The sequence below is a fragment of the Pyruvatibacter mobilis genome, assembly GCF_012848855.1.
In the GTDB taxonomy this organism is placed as follows: domain Bacteria; phylum Pseudomonadota; class Alphaproteobacteria; order CGMCC-115125; family CGMCC-115125; genus Pyruvatibacter; species Pyruvatibacter mobilis.
In genome coordinates, this window is record NZ_CP051630.1 from 487,976 (window position 1) to 504,457 (window position 16,482).

The 16,482-nt window shown below is 65.7% G+C and carries 15 protein-coding genes; 2 read left to right on the forward strand and 13 right to left on the reverse strand.

Annotation, left to right across the window (positions count from 1 at the left end):
• The first annotated feature begins 283 nt into the window (after positions 1-283).
• Positions 284-1,654 carry a flagellar protein export ATPase FliI gene (gene fliI / locus HG718_RS02280; protein WP_160588713.1) on the forward strand — a complete coding sequence of 457 codons (1,371 nt, stop codon included), beginning with the start codon at positions 284-286 and terminating at the stop codon, positions 1,652-1,654.
• A gap of 24 nt (positions 1,655-1,678) precedes the next feature.
• Positions 1,679-2,104, forward strand: coding sequence for a flagellar export protein FliJ (gene fliJ / locus HG718_RS02285; RefSeq protein WP_027841377.1), 426 nt, complete (start codon positions 1,679-1,681; stop codon positions 2,102-2,104).
• 82 nt (positions 2,105-2,186) lie between these two features.
• On the opposite strand, the gene HG718_RS02290 is transcribed toward fliJ, so the two are convergent.
• The 13 genes from HG718_RS02290 to HG718_RS15685 form a co-directional block, all read right to left on the reverse strand.
• Entirely contained in the window at positions 2,187-2,513 is a 327-nt protein-coding gene (locus HG718_RS02290; RefSeq protein ID WP_027841376.1) for a hypothetical protein, read from the reverse strand.
• 199 nt (positions 2,514-2,712) lie between these two features.
• Positions 2,713-3,531: a nucleotide-binding protein gene (locus tag HG718_RS02295; protein WP_160588712.1), complete on the reverse strand. Its 819-nt coding sequence runs from the start codon at positions 3,529-3,531 to the stop codon at positions 2,713-2,715.
• Positions 3,528-4,685: a flagellar biosynthesis protein FlhF gene (locus HG718_RS02300; protein ID WP_160588711.1), complete on the reverse strand. Its 1,158-nt coding sequence runs from the start codon at positions 4,683-4,685 to the stop codon at positions 3,528-3,530. Before HG718_RS02300 ends, HG718_RS02295 begins: the two co-directional genes overlap by 4 nt.
• Before the next feature lie 21 nt (positions 4,686-4,706).
• Positions 4,707-6,851 (reverse strand): flagellar biosynthesis protein FlhA, encoded by a 2,145-nt coding sequence (gene flhA, locus HG718_RS02305; RefSeq protein WP_160588710.1) that lies wholly within the window; start codon positions 6,849-6,851, stop codon positions 4,707-4,709.
• 41 nt (positions 6,852-6,892) lie between these two features.
• Entirely contained in the window at positions 6,893-8,266 is a 1,374-nt protein-coding gene (gene flbD / locus HG718_RS02310; RefSeq protein WP_027841372.1) for a sigma-54-dependent transcriptional regulator FlbD, read from the reverse strand.
• Between the two features lie 12 nt (positions 8,267-8,278).
• Positions 8,279-9,052 (reverse strand): motility protein A, encoded by a 774-nt coding sequence (locus HG718_RS02315; RefSeq protein ID WP_160588709.1) that lies wholly within the window; start codon positions 9,050-9,052, stop codon positions 8,279-8,281.
• A gap of 24 nt (positions 9,053-9,076) precedes the next feature.
• On the reverse strand, positions 9,077-9,367 hold the full coding sequence (fliN, locus tag HG718_RS02320; RefSeq protein WP_205345713.1) for a flagellar motor switch protein FliN: 291 nt from the start codon (positions 9,365-9,367) through the stop codon (positions 9,077-9,079).
• A gap of 174 nt (positions 9,368-9,541) precedes the next feature.
• Complete coding sequence (locus tag HG718_RS02325) at positions 9,542-10,234, reverse strand: FliH/SctL family protein (RefSeq protein ID WP_160588707.1); 693 nt, start codon at positions 10,232-10,234, stop codon at positions 9,542-9,544.
• A 39-nt stretch (positions 10,235-10,273) separates the two neighbouring features.
• Complete coding sequence (gene fliG, locus HG718_RS02330) at positions 10,274-11,296, reverse strand: flagellar motor switch protein FliG (protein ID WP_027841368.1); 1,023 nt, start codon at positions 11,294-11,296, stop codon at positions 10,274-10,276.
• An 18-nt stretch (positions 11,297-11,314) separates the two neighbouring features.
• Positions 11,315-13,015 carry a flagellar basal-body MS-ring/collar protein FliF gene (gene fliF, locus HG718_RS02335; protein WP_244617791.1) on the reverse strand — a complete coding sequence of 567 codons (1,701 nt, stop codon included), beginning with the start codon at positions 13,013-13,015 and terminating at the stop codon, positions 11,315-11,317.
• Positions 13,016-13,444: 429 nt separating this feature from the next.
• The gene (gene sciP, locus HG718_RS02340; RefSeq protein ID WP_027841366.1) at positions 13,445-13,726 is read right to left on the reverse strand and encodes a CtrA inhibitor SciP; all 282 of its coding nucleotides are present in this window, start codon (positions 13,724-13,726) and stop codon (positions 13,445-13,447) included.
• 144 nt (positions 13,727-13,870) lie between these two features.
• Positions 13,871-14,557: a flagellar hook capping FlgD N-terminal domain-containing protein gene (locus HG718_RS02345; RefSeq protein WP_160588705.1), complete on the reverse strand. Its 687-nt coding sequence runs from the start codon at positions 14,555-14,557 to the stop codon at positions 13,871-13,873.
• Between the two features lie 9 nt (positions 14,558-14,566).
• Complete coding sequence (locus tag HG718_RS15685) at positions 14,567-16,231, reverse strand: flagellar hook-length control protein FliK (RefSeq protein ID WP_160588704.1); 1,665 nt, start codon at positions 16,229-16,231, stop codon at positions 14,567-14,569.
• Positions 16,232-16,482 lie beyond the last annotated feature (251 nt).

Genomic DNA, 16,482 nt, shown 5'->3' on the forward strand with positions numbered 1-16,482 from the left:
CTGTTCGGACGGTAAGGGCAAATGGTTAACAAAGCTTAATGGCGCTTACTTTTTTTAATGCGTCTTTCCGAAGCGTTGCGAAAATGGTTGGAAATCCGGGGTTTCCGGGTCGTTTTGATGCAATATTTTTCACGATTTCCGTGATTGGCGGCCTGCAATCCGCAATTTTTGGCGTAACCGGTTGATAGGGTTTACCGGGTCTTAAGCGGCTTGGCGTCAGACTTCACCCCTCTCCGGCGGGCGTTTTGCCCCGGCCGGACCGAATTCCGGGGTCGCCATCTACATGAAGCCGCTGCTTGCCGAAATCGAGCGCCTGTCCTCCATCGAGCATTACGGCACGGTTGCCGCCGTGCGCGGGCTGATGGTCGAACTCGAAGGGCCGCTGACGGCGCTGAGCCTGGGCAGCCGCGTGGTTGTGCCCGGAGCGCGTGACCAGGCCGTGCCGTGTGAGGTGGTGGGCTTCAGGGACAACCGGGCACTGGCGATGCCGTTTGCGGCCATTGAAGGCCTGCGCATGGGAGCGCCTGCCAAGTTTGATGCGGCGGAACCTGTCATTCATCCGTCCCCGGCATGGCTGGGGCGGGTGGTGAATGCCATGGGCGAGCCCATCGACGGCAAGGGCCCGATCGCCCAGGGCGGCGAGCCTTATCTGTTGCGCGCGCAGCCTCTGCCGGCCCATCAGCGGGCGCGGGTGGGGGAGCGGATCGATCTCGGGGTGCGGGCGCTCAATGCCTTCGCCACTGCGTGCCGTGGCCAGCGCATGGGTATTTTCGCAGGCTCCGGCGTGGGCAAGTCGGTGCTGCTGTCGATGCTGGCGCGCTATTCCTCCGCCGATGTGTCGGTGATCGGGCTGATCGGCGAACGCGGGCGCGAAGTTCAGGAATTCATTGAAGATGATCTGGGGCCGGAAGGCCTGGCGCGGAGCGTGGTGGTCGTGGCCACGTCAGATGAAAGCGCCCTGATGCGCCGGCAGGCGGCCTATCTGACGCTGACCCTGTCGGAATATTTCCGCGATCACGGGCTTGATGCCCTGTGCCTGATGGACAGCCTGACGCGCTTTGCCATGGCGCAGCGTGAAATCGGGCTGTCGGGCGGTGAACCGCCGACGACGCGCGGCTACACGCCGACGGTCTTTTCGGAATTGCCGCGCCTGCTGGAACGGGCGGGGCCGGGCCGCGAGGGATCGGGCTCGATTACCGGGCTGTTCACCGTGCTGGTGGAAGGTGATGACCACAATGAGCCGGTGGCGGACGCGGTGCGCGGTATTCTCGACGGTCACATCGTGATGGAGCGCGCTATTGCAGAGCGCGGGCGCTACCCGGCGATCAATGTTCTCAAATCCGTGTCGCGCACCATGCCCGGCTGCCAGTCGGAGGAGGAGTTTGCCCTCGTCCGCCGGGCGCGGGAGCTGATGTCTGCCTATACGGACATGGAAGAGCTGATCCGCATCGGCGCCTACCGGCAGGGGTCGGACCCGCTGGTGGACGAGGCGGTGCAGCTGACGCCGCAATTCGATGCCTTCCTGTCTCAGCAGAAGGGCGAGGCTACGTCGCTTGAGGACGGGTTCGGCATGCTGGGCGGCATCCTCGGTGCTGCGTCCCGTGACATGGATATGGACATGCCGGAGGCGGGTGATGCCGGGCAGCATGAATAGTCAGTTTGGTGTGGGGGAACGGTCATGAAATCACGTACGTCACTGATCCGTGTACAGCGGTTTCAGGTTGAAGAGATCCAGCGGCGCGTGGCCGACCTGGAACGGATGCTGGATGACTTCCGCCGCGAGCAGGAAGACCTGGAAAAGCGCGTGCGCTATGAGCAGGAGAAGGCAGGCATCACGGATGAGGGGCATTTCGCCTATCCGACCTATGCCAAATATGCCTCCATGCGCCGGGACAATCTGAGCCAGTCGATCGACGAGCTGTCGCGGCAGGTGGAAGCGGAGCGGGCGCGGCTGGCGGATGCTTTCGAGGAACTGAAGAAGGTGGAGCTGGTGGACGAAAGCGCGCGCAACCGCGCCAAGGCCGAAAGCCGCCGCCGGGAACAGGCGGAGCTGGACGAGATGGCCATCGGCCTGCACCAGCGGCAGTCAGCCACGGCCAGCTGAGCCGGCAAGACCGCACGGACAAAACCAAAAAGGCCGCGGAGCGAAAGCGCCGCGGCCTTTGATGTTTCCTGGTCCTGACGGATCAGCCGCGAATAAGCAGCTTCTTCAGGATGTAGAACACGGTGATGACCACCAGGTAGCCCACATAGAGCGTGGCCACATATTGCCACCAGCCAAGATCGGCCAGCGGCGGCAGCTTGAGTTCGGCACCCTGGATCACCGGCAGGGCCGTATCCACGACCACATGCACGATGGTGGCGATGAGTGCGACAACCAGAATGCGGGCATACCGGTTCAGCACGAAGGCTGCCAGCACACCGATGATAATCCCCTGAATTGCATTGACCTGATTGAACCCAGCCGCGAAGAAATCCAGCACCGGCTGGATGTACTGCGTTGCGTCTTCCATTAAGAACCCCCCTTCAGGCTCACGACCTAGACGTTGCCGTTACCATGGCCCGGTTCTTTATCAGCCATGTGACCGGGCTTCCGTTTGGCGGGGAAAGACTACGCAACATTTTCAGGTTTGCACAGATGCTGTTGCGAGGATGCAACAAGCCCTGACTGCCGGAATGATGCGGGGGCGGAATATCCGCAGAAATCAGCGATCAGCGCAGGAAAGCAGCAGCCATTTTTGCAATCGCCGCCCCGGCTGGTGCCTTGGGGCTGCGGGTGAGAAGCGGCGTCTGATGGCGGATGGCATCCCGCACAGCGGCGTCGCGCGGGACAATGCCGGCAAGGGCTGGCCTGATGCCGAGGAAGCTCGCGCAGGCGCGCGACAGGGCCTCATAGGTCTTGCGGCCGGCCTCGATGGTTTCGGCCATGTTGACCACCACGCGGATGTCGGCCGGGGGGGCGCCGTCGCGCACATTCATCGACGCGACCTTGATGAAGGCATAGGCGTCGGTGATGGAGGTGGGTTCGTCGGTGACCACCACGAGGGTGGGGCCTTCGATGGCTGCGAACATGGTGACCGCTGGGTCGATGCCCGCGGCGAGGTCTACCACCACATTGTCGTAATGGGCGGAGATGAGCATGAGCCCCTGGCGCAGGCGGGCAAGTTCGGTGCGCGACAGGGAGCCAAGCGCGCCGGAGCCGGACGAGCCTGCCAGCACGTCGAAACCGCCGCGACCCGCACCGTTGGCGTCGCCCGCGATGCGGGTCACTGCCTGCTCGAACGCCGTGTCACCGGCGACCACGCTTGTGAGGTCATGATCCGGTGTGATGCCCAACTGCACGTCCACATTGGCGAGGCCAAGATCGCAATCGACCAAGAGGGTGCGCGCCCCGATAAAGGCGAGGCTGTGGGCCAGGGTGGTGGAGATCATGGTCTTGCCGACACCGCCCTTGCCTGAGGCGATGGTGACGATCTTCTTGTGGCCGGCGGCGCTTGCCGGTGCGCGGGTGGAGGTGGGGGAGATACTCATGCTGGTGTCGACTCCGATGGGCCGAAAAGATCGCCCGATGTGTCAGCCTCCGTATCGCCGAGGGGGCGACGGGGCAGGATATTGGGCCGGGGGGCGCTGGTGGCGGATTTCGTGATGGCAAGCGTGGCCAGGCGGCGCGGCGTTGCGGCGGCGAGGCCGCCTGCGAGATAGGGCTTGATGCCGAACTCGGCAGCCGCCAGCCGGGCGGTAGCCAGTGCAGCAAGGGTGCCGCCCAGGCGGCGGGTCGCATCCGTACGGGTGATGATCACCCGGCGGCAGCCGAGCTGGGCGAAGTACTGCGCGGCTTCGGTCATATCGTCGATGTCGCCACCTGCGGCCAGCACGCCGACCGGCTCAACGATGTTGTCGGGCGTGGCGCTTCGGCCGGCGACCACGAGGCGGGCGGTATGATCGAGTTCGGCGCGGTCATGCAGGTTTGTGGCAGGCGTGTCGATGATGCAGGGGCGGGCGCGGCCCAGTTCGGCGCGAGTGTCGAGCATCAGGGCCAGCTCGTCAGGCCCGCGCACATCCGCCACGTCCTGGTTCAGCACATCCGCATAGGCCTTGAACTGGGCCAGCGCACCGGAGCGCACCGCGTCGGTTGTGATGAAGTCCACCTGCTGGCCTGCCAGCACGGCGCGGGCGGCAAGCTTGGCGGCGGTCACGGTCTTGCCGGCACCTGGCGTGCCTATGAGCATGATGGAGCCGGGCAGCTTTTCGCCCATGGGCTGGAAGCTCAGGACCATGCCGAGGGCATGGGCGAAGGCGGCCTCGGCATCGTCACCGTCATGGGCGGAGGCCGCGTTCAGCAGGCGCTCGGACATGGGCTCGGGGATGCGCTGATCCTGCAGGATGGCGGCAAGGTCGGCGCTGACGAAGCCGTGGCCGCGCGCGGTGCCGTCAGCGCGGGCTTCCCCGCGCCGGCGTGCCTTGAGGCGCATTTCAAGCTGGTCGCGCACGGGGCTGAAGGCTGTGTCTTCGGTCTGTCTGCGGTCCGTGGATGTGTCCTTACGGCGCTCGGAGGCAGCGGTGACCTCAACGCGGCCATCGGGCAGGTCTTCGGTGGAGATGATGATGGCGGTTTCGCCCATCTCCTCGCGCAGGCGGGCCATGGCCTCGCGCATATTGGCGGCTTTGAAACGGCGGAGACGCATACTGATTATTCCTGCTCCACCCTAGATCTGGGCCAGGGTCTTGAGGCGTGCCTGCGGGTGCACCTCGGCCTGGCTCATGACCACGGTCTGCGGCCGGACGCGCTCAACGACCGAGCGCACATAGGGGCGGTTGCCCGGGCTTACGAGCAGCACCGGCACATCGCCCGACGCCGCGGCCTGGTCGAACGCCATGCGCAGGGCCTGGATGAAGTCCTGGAGGTCGCTCGGCGGCATGGCGAGCTGCTTGTCCTCGCCATTGCCGATGAGCGCGTTGGCGAAGGCGTCTTCCCACTGCGGTGACAGGGCAACGAGGGGCAGATAGCCCGCATAGCTCTGATGGGCGTGGCAGATCTGGCGGGCGAGGCGGGTGCGCACATGCTCGACGATCTGGGTGATGCTCTGGGTGTAGCCGACGGCCTCGCCGATGGCTTCCAGAATGGTGGGCAGGTCGCGGATGGAGACGCGCTCGGTGAGGAGCTGCTGCAGCACGCGCTGGACGGTGGTGACCGAGACGCGGTCGGGCACGAGGTCTTCGACCAGCTTCTTGTTGGCGTCGCCGATATCGTCGAGCAGCTTCTGCACCTCGCCATAGGACAGGAGCTCGGCCATGTGCGACTTGATGATCTCGGTGATGTGGGTCGTCAGCACGGTGGCCGGATCGACGACCGTCAGGCCGCGGAAGGCGGCTTCCTCGCGCTGGGTCTGGTCCACCCAGGTGGCGGGCAGGCCGAAGGTGGGTTCGGTGGTGTGTTCGCCCGGCAGGTCGACCGGGGCACCCATGGGGTCCATGACCATGAACTTGCCCGGATAAAGCTCGCCGGCACCGGCTTCGACTTCCTTCACGCGGACCACGTAGGCGGTGGATTCCAGCTGCATGTTGTCGAGGATGCGCAGGGACGGCATGACGAAGCCCATGTCCTGGGCGATCTGGCGGCGCAGGGCCTTTACCTGTTCGGTCAGGGTGTGGCCTTCGCCGTCGCCTTCCAGCAGGGGCAGGAGGCCGAAGCCAAGCTCGAGGCGCAGTTCGTCCATGGCCAGCGCCGTGGAGATCGGCTCCTCCGCAGGCGGGGCTGCGGCTTCCTCGGCGGCGGCGGCCGCTTCGATGGCTTCCTGTTCTTCGACCTTCTTCTGGGCATCCCGTGTGAGATACCAGGCGGCACCGCCGCTGAGGCCGCCGAGGAGCAGGAAGGGGATCATGGGAATGCCCGGCAGCATGGCCATGACGACCATGACACCCGACGACATGCCGAGCGCCTGGGGGTAGCCGGAGAGCTGACCGAAGAGGGCTTCGTCGGCGGCGCCGTCAACGCCTGCCTTTGACACGAGGAGGCCCGCGGCGGTGGACACGATGAGGGCGGGAATCTGGGAGACGAGGCCGTCACCGACGGTCAGCAGGGTGTAGGTGGTGGAGGCGTCGGCGAAGGACATCTCCATCTGCGCGACACCGACGATGACACCGGCAATGACGTTGATGAAGGTGATGAGCAGGCCCGCGATGGCGTCGCCGCGGACAAACTTGGAGGCACCATCCATGGAGCCGTAAAAGGCGCTTTCGGCTTCAAGCTCGGCGCGGCGGTTGCGGGCGGTTTCCTCGTCGATGAGACCGGCGGAGAGATCGGCATCGATTGCCATCTGCTTGCCGGGCATGGCGTCGAGGGAGAAGCGGGCAGCCACTTCGGCGATGCGGCCCGAGCCCTTGGTGATGACCACGAAGTTCACGATCACCAGGATGGCGAAGACGATGATGCCGATGACGAAGTTGCCCTGCATCACGAAATTGCCGAACGCCTCGATCACAGCACCGGCGGCATGGGTGCCCTCGTGACCGTCGGAGAGGATGAGGCGCGTGGAGGCAAGGTTGAGCGCCAGCCGCAGCATGGTGGCGATCAGCAGCACCGTGGGGAAAGACGAGAATTCGAGCGGCTTGCGGATGAACAGGGCGGTCATCATCACCAGCACCGAGAAGGTGATGGAGATGGCGAGCGCGAAGTCGAGCATCCAGGACGGCATCGGCAGGATGAGGACAACGATGATCGTCATCACGCCAAGCGCCAGCGCCAGCTCGGAGCGCGCACCAATGGCGGCGCCGATGCTGTTGAGCGACAGGCCTGCGAAAAGGCCGCCGCCTGCGGCGGGTGCTTCGGATGTCTGGGATGCGTCGGACATGGGCCGCGGGCGCTCCGGTTAGCGGGTCAGCAAGGGCTGGGTCAGCCGGCGACGCGGGCTTCGCCCGGCGCGGCAACACTGACGCCCTGCTGGGCATAGAGGTTGAGCTTGTTGCGGAGCGTCCGGATGGAGATGCCGAGGATGTTGGCGGCATGGGTCCGGTTGCCGAGGCAATGGTCCAGCGTGTTGAGGATGAGGTCGCGTTCCATGTCGGCGACGGTCATGCCCACAAGGTTGCGGCTGACACTCTCGGCGACCTGGGCGGCGCGGGCCACAGGGTCTGACCCGGTGGGCGTCACGGTCTGGTCGATGCGCGAGCCGTCGGGCAGGCGGATGGCCTCGACGTCGATCTCCTCGCCATTGGCCAGCAGCACGGCGCGGTGGAGGGTGTTCTCCAGTTCGCGCACATTGCCGGACCAGTGCTGGCGGGTGAGGTGCGTCTTCGCTGTCTCCGACAGGGGACGGGCCGGCACGCCATTGGCGTCGGCGTAGCGCTTCACGAAATGGTTGGCGAGTTCGATGATGTCGCCCGGGCGCTCGCGCAGGGCGGGGATCGACAGGTTCACCACGTTGAGGCGGTAGAGAAGGTCTTCGCGGAAAGTGCCCTTGCGCACTTCTTCCACCAGGTCGCGGTTGGAGGTGGCGAGGATGCGGATGTCGACCTTGACGGGCTTGGTGCCGCCGACGCGGTCGATCTCGCGCTCCTGAATGGCGCGCAGGAGCTTGGCCTGCAGGCGGACATCCATTTCCGAGATTTCGTCCAGCAGCAGGGTGCCGCCGTCGGCTTCCTCGAACTTGCCGATGCGCCGGGCGACGGCGCCGGTGAAGGCGCCCTTCTCGTGGCCGAACAGCTCGGACTCCAGAAGGTTCTCGGGGATCGCGGCGCAGTTGACCGAGATGAAGGGCTTGTCCTTGCGGCTGGAGTGACGGTGGACGTAGCGCGCCATCACTTCCTTACCGACACCGCTCTCGCCGGTGATGAGCACGGAGGCTTCGGACGGCGCGATCTGGTCGGCAAGACGGATCACGTCCTGCATCACGGCGTCCTTGTAGATCAGGGCGTGGCTGTCGTCGGCGACCGCTTCCAGCACGGCGGCGATGAGCTTGGCGTCCGGCGGCAGGGGGATGTATTCCTTGGCGCCGGCGCGGATGGCGTTGACGGCGGCGCGGGCATCGGAGCCGAGGCCGCAGGCGACGATCGGCAGGGCGATGCGCTCTGCCTGCAGCTGGGCGGTGAGCCAGCCGATGTCGTTGGAGACTTCCACCATCAGCAGATCGGCGCCCTGGCCGGCGCGCAGGGCGTCGAGTGCCTGGGCACCCGTATCCACCTGCACAACCTTGGCGCCCGTATCCATGGCCATCTTGGTGGCGGTGGTGAGCTGGCCGTTGAGGCTACCAACAATAAGAAGACGCATCGGTGTTTCTCCTTAACGCGAATACTGGACGCGCTCGGCTTCGGGCAGCAGCGCGTTGAGAGTGTGTTCGACCTGGCGGGGGTGATCCTTGCGGCCGATGGCGGCAGCCCCGGCGGCGTAGATGGCGAGCAGGTCGCGTTCATCGCTCGAGACGCGCTCGAGCTTGGCGGCGAGGGGGGCGAGCACCACGGTGCCCAGGACCGCGCCGTAGAATGTGGTGAGCAGGGCCACGGCCATGGCCGGGCCGATGGCCGACGGATCGTTAAGCTGGCCGAGCATCTGGACGAGACCCACAAGGGTGCCGATGAGGCCCATGGCCGGCGCGATGTCCGCGGCACGGCGCAGGATCTCTGCACTGTCGAGACGGCGCTGGACGGTGGCGCGGCGCTCATCCTCCAGCATGCGCTCGACTTCGGTGACGGTGATGCCATCCACCAGCATGCCCAGGGCGCGCTTGAGGAAGGGGTCGCGGCGGAGCTGCGGCAGCACGCGCTCGACGGCGAGGAGACCGTCCTTGCGGGAGCGTTCGGCAATCTTGAGCATCCGGTCGGCGGCGGCGCGGCGGTCCGCGCGGGCGGTGTTGAGGGCGGAGCCTGTTTCGCGCATCGCCATGATCACTTCCGCGGGGGAAAACGAGATCATGGTCACAGCCAAGGTGCCGCCAAGCACGATCAGCGCCGCGCGGGCGTCGAGGAACGCACCGGCATTGCCCTCAAGGGTGAGGGCCGCGGCCAGCAGACCGAAGCTGGCGAGAAGGGCTGCGAATGTGGTGAGCGAAGCGCGCATGTGGATGTGTTTCCGGTCCGGGCCCTAGGCCGCGTTTCCGCCCTTGATGATTTCGGTCATGGTCACGCCCAGGCGCTCATCGACAACCACCACTTCGCCGCGGGCAACGAGACGGTTGTTGACGTAGATGTCGATGGCCTCACCGACCTTGCGGTCGAGTTCCACGACAGCGCCACGGCCGAGCTTGAGAAGCTGGCTGACTTCCATATGCGTCTTGCCAAGCACGGCAGAGACGTTCACAGGCACATCGAACACAGCTTCCAGGTCCGACGCATAGCGCTGCTGGGTGCCGTCTTCGCTTCCTTCCCCGTCCATGGCCGCATCGTCGGCGGGTACGGGTAGTTCGGCGTCTGAGGGCGTGAAGGGCTGGGCCTCGGTCTCGCCGCCAGCGGCAAGCTCGTCCAGCTCCATATCAGTCTCGTCACTCATTCACTTTCTCCTCGGGTCCGTCCCGTGCGGCGGCTGATGCCGTCCGCGCAGGCAGGGGTGTTACTGTTTGCCCAACAGGGCGAAGAAATCCGTCTGGCCGTTGTCGTCTGTTCCCGGTGCGCTCAGATAGGTGCGCACGATGGTTTCGATCTCGCTGTCCAGGGCCGGCGTGTCGCGCGTGATGTGGCCCTTGCTCCATTCGATGCGGACGTCGCCCAGGGCGATCTCCTCATCCACGCGCACGATGAGGCGGCCTTCAAAGCCGTGCTCGGACGCGATTTCGTTGATGCGCGGCTCAAGCAGGTCGAGCTGATCCGGCGTCACGTGGACGACGACGCGGGGCTCGTCGCGCAGCAGCGCAAAGGCGTGGACCAGCACGTTTTCAATTTCGGCAGCGGGTGCCGTGTCTATGAGCGCAGGCACCAGCTTGCGGGCGATGGTGAGGGCGATGTCGGCTGCTTCCTCACGCAGATGGGCGCGCTCGCTGCGCAGGTTCTCAAGCAGCTTGCCGAGTTGGTCGGCCACAAGGTTGGCGCCTGCGGCGATCTGCCGGGACAGTTCGAGCTCCTCGTCAGCGCGGGCAGCCTCGCTGCCGGCGGCATAGGCTTCGGCACGGACCTGCTCGACCTGCTCTTCGGAGAAGGTTTTCTTCTCTTCCTGCTTCTTCGGCTTTTCATCCGGGCCTGCGGCAAGGTCGCGATCAAAGCTGAATCGCGTGGCTTCCTGCAGTTTGATGATGGCGGGATTGCTCATGGCTTCCGGTCCGCTGTGTCTTTCTCATCCGTGTCCGGATCAGTAGATCAGCTCGTCCTCCGATCCGCCTTCCGCCAGCATGATCTCGCCCTTGTTGGCGAGGTCCTTGGCGATGTTGACCATCATCATCTGGGCTTCGTCGACGTCCTTGAGGCGGACGGGGCCCATCATCTCCATGTCTTCACGCAGCATCTTGGCGGCGCGCTCGGTCATGTTGGACAGGAACAGGTCGCGCAGGGTGTCGGAGGCGCCCTTGAGGCCGAGGGCCAGCTTGTCCTTCTCGACAGCGCGCAGGAGCGTTTGAACGGAACCCGGGTCTAGCTTGGCAAGATCCTCGAAGGTGAACATGAGGGCCTTGATGCGCTCGGCGGCGTCGCGGTTGCGCTCTTCCAGCGCGGTCATGAAGCGGTTTTCGGTCTGGCGGTCGAAATTGTTGAAGATCTCGGCCATCGACTCATGGCTGTCGCGGCGGTTGGTGCGGGCCAGGTTCGACATGAATTCCTGGCGCAGGGTGTGTTCGACCTTGTCGAGAATGTCCTTCTGCACGCTTTCCATGCGCAACATGCGGTTGACGACTTCCATGGAGAAGTCCTCGGGCAGGGCGCCGAGCACGTTGGCAGCGTGGTCGGCGCGGATCTTCGACAGCACAACGGCCACCGTCTGCGGGTATTCGTTCTTAAGGTAGTTGGCGAGCACCACCTCGTTCACATTGCCGAGCTTGTCCCACATGGTGCGGCCCGCGGGGCCGCGGATTTCTTCCATCACCATGTTCACGCGATCTTCCGGCAGGAAGCGGGTGAGCAGGCGCTCGGTTGAATCATAGGTGCCTACAAGGGCGCCGGTGGACGACATCTTGGAGACGAATTCAAGGATCAGCTGCTCGACGAGGTCAGCCTCAACCGTGCCCAGGGTCGACATGGACATGGAGAGTTCACGAATTTCGTCATCGTCGAACATTTCCCACAGCTGGGCGCCGTGCTCTTCGCCGAGGGCGAGCAGCATGACCGCGGCCTTGTCGGGCCCGCTCAGCTTGGTCAGATCAGCTTTGTTCTTCGTAGCCATTATCTGTTTCCGTCAGTCTCAGGCGGTTTCGTGGAGCCAGCCGCGCAGGATCGAAAGCGACTCTTCCGGGTGGTTCTGGACGAGCTCACCGATCTTGCGGATGGAGCTTTCGCGCACCTGGCCTTCGATCTGGGCGATGTCGATCATGGCGCTGGTCTCGTCTTCGAGGGCGAGGGCGGCCTGCTGCTCGGGTGTCGGGTTGGCGAGCGCGATGGGCTCGCCGTCGGGGCCGCGGATGACTTCCTGACCGTCGGCGACCGCCTGTTCGAGAATGGCCTTCATGTCGGGGCTGGGCAGCTGCGGTGTGCCGGCGGGCGCGCCGCCTGCGATGGCTGCGGGGCCTGCTTCCTGCACGCCGGGGGTCGTCAGCCGCGCGATCAGCGGGCGGGCCACCAGGAAGATGGCAAGGATGGTGACGATCAGCAGGGCGCCGAGTTCAGCCAGCCGCATGGGATCAAGGTTCGCCATCAGGCCGTCAACGAAGCCCTGCTCGGCGTCATCGGCGCTCAGGGGATCAATGGCGTTGGCGTTAAGCTGAAGGTTGACCACTTCGACCTTGTCGCCGCGGGTCTCGTCGAAGCCGATTGCCGAGCGCACGAGGCGGCCGATCAGTTCGAGTTCTTCCTGGGTGCGGGCGGTGTAGGTCTGGGTGCCGTCTTCAGCGGTTTCATAAAGGCCGTCCACCAGCACAGCGACGGAGAGGCGCTTGATGCGGCCTGCTTCTACGACCTCGGTGGTGGTGGTACGGGAGATTTCGTAATTGACCGTTTCCTCGACGCGGGCGGCGCTTTCGGAATTGGTGGCGTTGTTCTCGCCGCCGCCCTGGCCGATGGCGTCGGGCAGGTTGTTGCCGACGGTGACGCCTGCCTCGGGGTCGCGCTCGGTGGCGGAGGAGGATTCTTCAACGGTCTGCGTTGACCGAACCACCTGGCCTTCGGGGTCGAAGGTCTCGGAATTGCGGGTGATGCGGTTGAAGTCCATCTCCGCGGCGACCTGGATGCGGGCGCGGTTGGAACCGACGACGCTGGTGACGATGTCAGCGACCTGGCGGCGCAGGCGGTTTTCATATTCGCGCTGGCGCTCGTCGAGGGAGGCGGAGCCGCCGGCATCGCCCTCGATGCCGCCTGCGATCATCACGCCGGTCTCGTCGATGATGGAGACGTTGGAGGGGATCAGCCCCTCGACGGCAGAGGCGACAAGGAACTGGATGCCCTTGGCCTGGCTGCGGGCGAGGCCGCCGCGCGACTTGATGACGATGGAGGCGGTGGGGTCCTGGCGTTCGCGGGTGAACAGCTCGCGCTCGGGCATGACCAGATGCACACGGGCCGCCTGCACGCTGTCGAGCGCGCGGATGGTGCGGGCCAGCTCGCCCTCAAGCGCGCGCAGGTGATTCATGTTCTGCACGAAGCTGGTGGTGCCCAGCGCGCTGGTGTTGTCGAAGATCTCGTAGCCGACGGAGCCGCCGGACGGCAGGCCCGCCTGGGCCATGGACATGCGCAGGCGCAGGGCTTCGTCCTTGGGCACCAAGATGGTGGTGCCGTCGCCCTTGAGCTCATAGGGGATGTTCAGGCCGTCGAGCTTGGCAATGATCTCGGCGCTGTCGCTCACCGACAGGTCGCTGTAGAGCAGCGACATTGTGGGCGAGGAGACGCGCATCATGATGACGGCAAAAAAGGCAATGAGCGCGATGGTAACACTGCCCAAAGCCAAAAGCCGCATGGGGCCAAGCCCCCTTAAAAAACCCAAAGTGCCGTCCACGGCGCACCCCCGGTAACCTGTTCGGGATTGCGCGACAATTCCGGCTCGTCCTGGGCCATGCGGATTATCGCGCCGGATAGTGAAACCGGGCGCGGCATCCGCCATGTCCTTGGCGGTGTTCGTCCGTGTCCGGTGTAATCCAGCTAGGCAAGATTTACCGCGTGACCGCTAAACAAGCTCTTAACGCAATCATCAACCCCGGCAAAAATTGCCGGGTTGCCGAGATTTTTCGGCCGGGGCGGAGCGACGGGCACAAAAGAAAGCGCCGGAGAGTGGTGTCACTCCCCGGCGCTCCGGCGCACAAGTACGCAAGCATCTAAGCTATCTTGGGGCCGATCCGAAAATCAGATCAGGATGTTGTGGCCCTGGGTGATCAATGCACCCGAAAATCTACTGGTGGTCGCGGTACTGCTGAACGCGCGTGGCGCGCAGGCCGGGCAGGCCGTGACGCTCGATGGAGCGCTGCCAGCTCAGAAATTCCTCAACGGTCAGCGTGTAGCGCTGGCAGGCTTCTTCCAGCGAGAGCAGGCCGCCGCGCACGGCCGCCACCACTTCTGCCTTGCGCCGGATGACCCAGCGCTTGGTTTCAGGCGGCGGCAGGTCCGCGATCGTGAGCGGGCTTCCGTCCGGCCCGATCACGTAGCTGACCCGCGATTGATACTGAATGCTCATGTCAAGCAGTTCCCGAATTCCAATCGAACGCTTTCTGCGTGTTCGCGGAGAGTAGGCCGGGGCCATTTAAGGAAGGGCTAAACGCCGTGGTGAATGTGGACTTAAACTGCACGGGTCTATCTGTCCCTTAATGGGCCACCTTGCTTACGAGCCTGTGGTTGCCGCGGGCTTGTCGCGGACGGTGACGACATCACTGAGCAGCACGCCGGAGCCGTTGACGGTGAGGACCGGGCTGTCGCTGTCGAATTCGACGGCGGTGACGGTGCCGGTCTGGCGCATCTTCACATCGAGTTCGTTCTCGTTGGCGTCGATGGCGATGACACGGAGGCTGTAGGTGCCATCGGCCAGCTGGCGGCCATTGGCGTCCTTGCCGTCCCAGGCAAAGCTGTTGGTGCCGCTCTGGGTGCCCTTCTCCTCGGTGTGGACGAGGCGTCCGGCGCTGTCGGTGACAAAGAGCTGCACCTTGTCGGCGGTGCCGTCGATCTCGTAGCCCCAGTTGACGTTGCCTTCGGTCAGCACCGCGTTGGGGCTCTCGGCCACCACTTCCTTGCCGATATAGCCGACCGCGTCGGTGGCGAAATTGGCGAAGGTGAGGTTCAGCAGCTGCTCGAGATTGCGGTTGGTGGCAATCGTCTGTTCCACATTCGAGAACTGGACGAGCTGGTTGGTGAACTCCTGGCTCTTCAGGGGCTCAAGCGGGTCCTGGTTCTGAAGCTGAGTGGTGAGCAGCGTCAGGAAGGTGTCGAAGTTCTGGTTGAGGGTCGCGGAGGCGTTGGAAGACGCCGCGGTCTGGTCGGCCGGCGACGACACACCTGAAATGGCTGTGGGCATGACTAGCTCCTAGATGCGGATGTCGACGCCGGTGCCGGAGCCGGCCTTCAGGGCATAGACGTGCTGGACGGCGGCAAGGTCGGCTGCAAGTTCCTCATCGCCCTGGGGGCGGGAGAGGGCGTCAGCGTCACCTCGGCCGGAGGGGAAATCGCGCTGGCTGCCGTCATCGCGCAGGGAATAGCCGAGGCTGCCCTGCTCCATGTCGAGGCCGGCATCGGCCAGGGCCTTTTCAAGCGACTTGGCATCGCGCTGGAGCATTTCCAGAGTTTCCGGCTTTTCGACAGTCAGATGGGCCTGGACGCGGCCATCGGCGCCAAGCTCCATGCGCACATCGATGCGGCCGAGCTCTGCCGGGTCGAGGCGGATCTCGAAGCGGTTGGTGCCGTTGGCGAGATTGCGCTGCATGGTGACGGCGATGTCACGGGCCGGGGTCTGCGGCTGGGCCGGTGTGCCCGGCTGGGCGGTGGCGGTCACGATGGCGCGAAGGGTGGTGCTCGGCTGCGGGGCGGCGCCGTCCGCAGACTGAGCAAGCGTACCTGAGGCGGCATCGGCACCGGCAGCCTGGCCTTCAAGACCCGCGGCAGGTGCTGCGGGGCGGGTGAGGGCAGCCTGAAGGGCGATCTCGGACGCTGCTGAGCGCTGGGCGGCAGCGGGCGTCGTGCCCGGCTGCTGAGTGCGGTCAGCGCTTGCGGCCTGCTCCGGCGTGGCCGGGCGGGCGGTATCACCTGCGGGGCGGGCCTCGCTGCGGTTCTCGGACAGGCTTTCGGCGGCTGCAAAGCCGAGGCCGCGCTTCTGGCCGCCTGCCGCGGCCTTGGCGGCAAGGCCATTGTCAGCGGCGACATCCGCGTCCTGCGGTGCGGCGGCAGCATCGCGGAGGGCTGCGTCAGCACGCGCTGCGTCGGACTTGCCGGTCTGGGCGGCCTGGGTGGCGGTGAGCCGGGAGGCGGCATCGTCGGCAGGCGTTGCGGCCTGGGCGGTGCCTGCGGCGGCGGCGGTCTGCTGCGCGGCGGTGGCGGCCGCGTTCGCGGACGCGCCGGTATTGGACGTTGCAGCAGCAGTGGTGGTGCCGGTGGGCTGACCGTCCGTGCCGACCGTTGCGGGGGCGGCGGCTTGGGTGCCGGCCTGGGCCTCGGCGGCCTGGGCGGGTGTGCCCGGCTGGCCGTTGGCGTCTGTCTGCGCCTGATCCGCGGCGGGCTGGCCGGCCTGGGCTGCGTCATCGCCTGCAATGATGTCAAAGACCGGTGCGGTGTCAGCCGGTGCGCCGTCGGCGGCAGCGGCCGCGGTGGTGGATGATGCGTCAGCCGCAGCCTCTGCGGTGTCCTCGCCCGTCGTGTCATCGTTCGCGTCGCGGCCTGACTGCTCGTCGTTACGGGCATCGGCGCGGGCACGATCCTCAGCGGCGCGGTCTTCCGCCGCGCGCTCTTCAGCAGCGCGGTCAGCAGCGGCACGGTCATCAGCCGCGCGGTCGTCTGCTGCGCGGGCCTGGGCGGCGTCGGTGCGGGCGGCCTTGGCCTCGCGGGCATCATCCGCGCGGGCGGCGCGCAGCTCGTCGGCAAAGCGCTGGTCATCGGCAGCGCTGCGCGGCCGGTCGCCGGTCCTGGACGCGGCCTGGGCCGCGCGCGCCGCATCCACCTTGATGGACGGGTTGGCAATGAAGGCGTCGCTCGTGGTCATCCGGTTCGATCCCCGTGTCTCGTCGTGATGGTCCGTCCGGGGGCCTTGCGGGCGCTGGACGGAAAAACTCAGGCGGATATGAGCAAGGGAGGGGCCAAGTGCCGGGCCGGGGGGAAGGCGTTGAAATACAAGGGTTTTCAATTTCGGCGGTCCCGGCGGGCGGGCGCCGGGGCGCGGTTTGCCGGGCAAAAACTGCCGGGTACAGGGCGGGTCTTGCCGGGGCGCGCGGCAGCGCTATAGTCGCGCGCCAT

Excerpts from the sequence above, each read along its gene's own strand:
- HG718_RS02300 (WP_160588711.1), bottom strand. The coding sequence starts at position 4,685 with ATGCGTCTCCGCCGTTTCAAAGCCGCCAATATGCGCGAGGCCATGGCC.
- fliI (WP_160588713.1), top strand. The coding sequence starts at position 284 with ATGAAGCCGCTGCTTGCCGAAATCGAGCGCCTGTCCTCCATCGAGCAT.
- fliN (WP_205345713.1), bottom strand. The coding sequence starts at position 9,367 with ATGGACGGGGAAGGAAGCGAAGACGGCACCCAGCAGCGCTATGCGTCG.
- HG718_RS02345 (WP_160588705.1), bottom strand. The coding sequence starts at position 14,557 with ATGCCCACAGCCATTTCAGGTGTGTCGTCGCCGGCCGACCAGACCGCG.
- flbD (WP_027841372.1), bottom strand. The coding sequence starts at position 8,266 with ATGCGTCTTCTTATTGTTGGTAGCCTCAACGGCCAGCTCACCACCGCC.
- fliJ (WP_027841377.1), top strand. The coding sequence starts at position 1,679 with ATGAAATCACGTACGTCACTGATCCGTGTACAGCGGTTTCAGGTTGAA.
- fliF (WP_244617791.1), bottom strand. The coding sequence starts at position 13,015 with ATGCGGCTTTTGGCTTTGGGCAGTGTTACCATCGCGCTCATTGCCTTT.
- HG718_RS15685 (WP_160588704.1), bottom strand. The coding sequence starts at position 16,231 with ATGACCACGAGCGACGCCTTCATTGCCAACCCGTCCATCAAGGTGGAT.
- flhA (WP_160588710.1), bottom strand. The coding sequence starts at position 6,851 with ATGTCCGACGCATCCCAGACATCCGAAGCACCCGCCGCAGGCGGCGGC.
- fliG (WP_027841368.1), bottom strand. The coding sequence starts at position 11,296 with ATGGCTACGAAGAACAAAGCTGATCTGACCAAGCTGAGCGGGCCCGAC.
- HG718_RS02325 (WP_160588707.1), bottom strand. The coding sequence starts at position 10,234 with ATGAGCAATCCCGCCATCATCAAACTGCAGGAAGCCACGCGATTCAGC.
- HG718_RS02295 (WP_160588712.1), bottom strand. The coding sequence starts at position 3,531 with ATGAGTATCTCCCCCACCTCCACCCGCGCACCGGCAAGCGCCGCCGGC.
- HG718_RS02315 (WP_160588709.1), bottom strand. The coding sequence starts at position 9,052 with ATGCGCGCTTCGCTCACCACATTCGCAGCCCTTCTCGCCAGCTTCGGT.
- sciP (WP_027841366.1), bottom strand. The coding sequence starts at position 13,726 with ATGAGCATTCAGTATCAATCGCGGGTCAGCTACGTGATCGGGCCGGAC.
- HG718_RS02290 (WP_027841376.1), bottom strand. The coding sequence starts at position 2,513 with ATGGAAGACGCAACGCAGTACATCCAGCCGGTGCTGGATTTCTTCGCG.